Here is a 3,180-nt window from a genome sequence, read left to right as displayed (position 1 = left end):
CCCCGCGTACCTCGGCGCTGGCCAGGAACCGCTCGAAGAGGTCGGTGATCGCTGGCCGGGTTTCGTCGAGGTGGAGGTCGGCGATGAATAGCGTGGTCATGCTTTCTTCTTCGGCGTTGCCGGAGCCTTCACGGGGGTCTTTGCCGGTGGCGTGGCCGCGGCGCTGGTTGCTGGCGCCGGCGCGGACTTCGGTGCGGATTTTTCCTCGCCCACCACGTTGGCGCCGTCGATCACCACCAGCGGGTTGGGAACGTCGTTGACGAAGGGACCCAATGCACGCGTGGGGAGCCCCGCCATTTTGTCGACCACGTTCATGCCTTCGACCACCTTGCCGAACACCGCGTAGCCCCAGGTCAGCCCGCTCTGGTTGCCGGCGTAGTCCAGGCGACGGTTGTCCACCAGGTTGATGAAAAACTGCGCGGTACCGGAGGCCGGGTCCGCGCCGCGGGCCACGGCGACCGTGCCACGGAGGTTGGACAGGCCGTTGTCCGCTTCGCTGGCGATGGCGGCACGGGTGCGCTTTTGCTGCAAGTCGCGGGTGTAGATGCCGCCCTGTACCAGGTAACCGTTGACGACGCGATGGAACACGGTGCCTGCGTAGAAGTCGTCGCGTACGTACTGCAGGAAATTGGCCACGCTCTTGGGGGCCTTGTCCGGGAACAGTTCCAGCGTGATGTCGCCCTGGCTTGTGTGCAGTACCACGCGGGGATGCGCCTCGGCGGCGGGCGCTTCGGGCTTGGCCGCCTGGCCGAGGGCCAGGGCCGGGAGGACGAGTAGGGCGAAGGCAGCCAGGTATCGGGTCATCGGCACATGATACCGCCGCCGGCCGGGTCGCGCGCCCCGGGGCGCGGCCGTCAGTAAGTGATCAGTTCAAGTTCCAGGCCGAGGTCGGCCATCGGGCCCTTTTCCTGTTCGAGGTCTGCTTCGGTAAGCGGGTGTTCGTCGAGCCATTCGGCGGGCAGCGCCAGGCGCAGCCTGGTACGGGTGGCGGCAAGCTTCAGCGGCGGCATCGGCTCGGCGCGGCGCGAGCGGCGGAACAGCACGGCCAGCCGCAACAGTGCGGTGGCATACCGGGCCAGCGCGCGATGCCGCGTGGGCAGCGCCATCAACAGGGCCTTGTCGGGCTTGCGCCGGTGGCATTCGACGATGGCCGCCAGCAGCTGTTGTTCCTGCCTGGAGAAACCGGCGAGATCCGCATTGCGCAGGATGTACCCGCCGTGGCGATGGTGCTGGCTGTGTGCGATGGCCAGGCCCAGTTCGTGCACGCGGCCGGCCCACGACAGCCATTCGCGGGCGTCCGTGTCGAGTTTCCATGCCTTGGCAACCTGGTCGAACAGGGCCAGCGCCGTGGTTTCCACGCGGCGCATGTGCGCCCGATCCACGCCATAGCGCGCGGCCAGCGCATCGATACTGCCGGCACGCGGGTCACTGCCGCCGGCGCGGCCGATAAGGTCCCAAAGCAGGCCCTCGCGCATGGAGCTTGCGCATACTTGCATGCCCGTGATGCCCAGGGCTTCGAAAGCGGCCTCGAAGATCACCACGCCCCCCACGAACACGCCGGTGCGGTCTTCGGCGAGGCCAGGCAGCTTCAGTGTCTGGATCGAGCCTTGCGCCAGCAGAGCCTCGCGGATGCCTGCAAGCGCCGCCGGGGTGATGGCATCGTCCGTCAGGCCCATGGCCTGGGCCACGGCGCCGATCGCCTTGGCGGTGCCCGACGAACCATAGGCATTGGCCCAGCCTGCTTCGCGGTACTCCTCGGCGAACTGTTGCAGCAGCACGCCGATCTCGCGGCGGGCGCGTTGCCAGCGCTTGCGCGTGATCTTGCCACCGGGGAAAAAGCGCAAGGTGGAGGCAATGCAGCCCACCTGCACGCTCTCGGTGTATTCGGGGGAGACATGCCGCCCGATGATGAATTCCGTGCTGCCGCCGCCGACGTCGATCACCAGCCGGTTATCGCGCGAGACAGGCAGGTCGTGCGCGGCGCCGAGGAAGATCAAGCGGCCCTCCTCGCGGCCGGAGACGATTTCCACCGGCGTGCCCAGTGCCACTTCGGCTGCGGCAAGGAAGGCATGCGGGGAGGCCAGGCGGCGTACGGTATTGGTGGCTACGGCGCGCACGCGGGCGCCGGGCAGGCCCGCGATGCGCTGGCCGAAGCGGGCAAGGCTCGCCAGCGCGGCGGCACGATGGCCGGCATCGAGGGTGCCATCGGCGCGCAGGCCCGCCGCCATGCGCACCGTGTCACGCAGTCGATCGATCACCCTGGGCTCGCCATGCTCGAACCGGGCCACCACCATGTGGAAGCTGTTCGAACCCAGGTCGATCGCCGCCAACACTTCACCCTCGGCGATCTGCGGCCTGGCAGCCGCCGCCGTGCGCGCGGCCGACAGGCCGCCACGATATGCCCTACCCACAAAGCTTCTCCAACAAGTATTGCTGTGCATTGTGCGGCGGATCGTCGCCCGGTTCGCTGCGCGTGTAATGGCCATCTTTGCCCAACAACCAGGCCTGGGTGTTGTCGCGAAGGTAGTTGTCGAGGGTTTCCTGGTACACGCGGGCAGCCAGTTCGGGATCCAGGATTGGCACGGCGATCTCGATCCGCCGGCGCAGGTTGCGCTCCATCCAGTCGGCGCTGGCGGTGTAGATCTCAGGCTCGCCGGCATTGCCGAACCAATAGATGCGGCTGTGCTCCAGGAAACGGCCGACGATGGAACGCACGCGGATGTTCTCGGAGACTCCCTTCACCCCGGGCCGCAGGGTACACGCTCCGCGGATCACCAGGTCCACCTGCACACCCGCCATCGAGGCGCGGTAAAGCGCCTTCACCACCTGCGCTTCGTTCAGGGCGTTGAGCTTGGCCACGATGCGGCCGCCACGGCCTTCGCGGGCGTGGACGATCTCACGTTCGATCTTTTCCATCACCGAGCTGTACAAGGTGAAGGGCGAATGCAGCAGTTGCTTGAGCGCGATCATCGGGCCTAAGCCAGAGAGCTGCTGGAAGATCTTGTGGACGTCCTGCCCGATGTCCTCGCTGGAGGTCATCAGGCCGATGTCGGTGTATCCGCGGCTGTTGGCCTGGTGGTAGTTGCCGGTGGAGAGGTGAACATAACGGCGGAGCTTGTCGCCCTCGCGACGGATGATCAGCAACATCTTGGCGTGGGTCTTGTAGCCCACCACGCCATA

3 protein-coding genes and 1 pseudogene are annotated in these 3,180 nt (G+C 67.0%); all 4 read right to left on the bottom strand.

Annotation, left to right across the window (positions count from 1 at the left end; genetic code table 11):
- Positions 1-100, bottom strand: a pseudogene (locus VK519_RS14065) (UDP-2,3-diacylglucosamine diphosphatase); the annotation flags it as partial.
- Positions 97-804 carry a peptidylprolyl isomerase gene (locus VK519_RS14060; protein WP_324350771.1) on the bottom strand — a complete coding sequence of 236 codons (708 nt, stop codon included), beginning with the start codon at positions 802-804 and terminating at the stop codon, positions 97-99. The gene VK519_RS14060 and the pseudogene VK519_RS14065, both read right to left, overlap by 4 nt.
- Before the next feature lie 50 nt (positions 805-854).
- On the bottom strand, positions 855-2,348 hold the full coding sequence (locus VK519_RS14055; RefSeq protein ID WP_324350772.1) for a Ppx/GppA phosphatase family protein: 1,494 nt from the start codon (positions 2,346-2,348) through the stop codon (positions 855-857).
- 55 nt (positions 2,349-2,403) lie between these two features.
- A partial coding sequence (locus tag VK519_RS14050; RefSeq protein ID WP_524538996.1) for a polyphosphate kinase occupies positions 2,404-3,180 on the bottom strand: 777 nt, incomplete at its 5' end.

Source organism: Pinirhizobacter sp., from assembly GCF_035317885.1.
Taxonomy (GTDB): domain Bacteria; phylum Pseudomonadota; class Gammaproteobacteria; order Xanthomonadales; family Rhodanobacteraceae; genus Pinirhizobacter.
This window is presented reverse-complemented; position numbering and strand designations above follow the sequence as displayed.

Bases quoted from the DNA above. Each gene is read 5' to 3' on its own strand.
- VK519_RS14060 (WP_324350771.1), bottom strand. From the start codon at position 804: ATGACCCGATACCTGGCTGCCTTCGCCCTACTCGTCCTCCCGGCCCTG.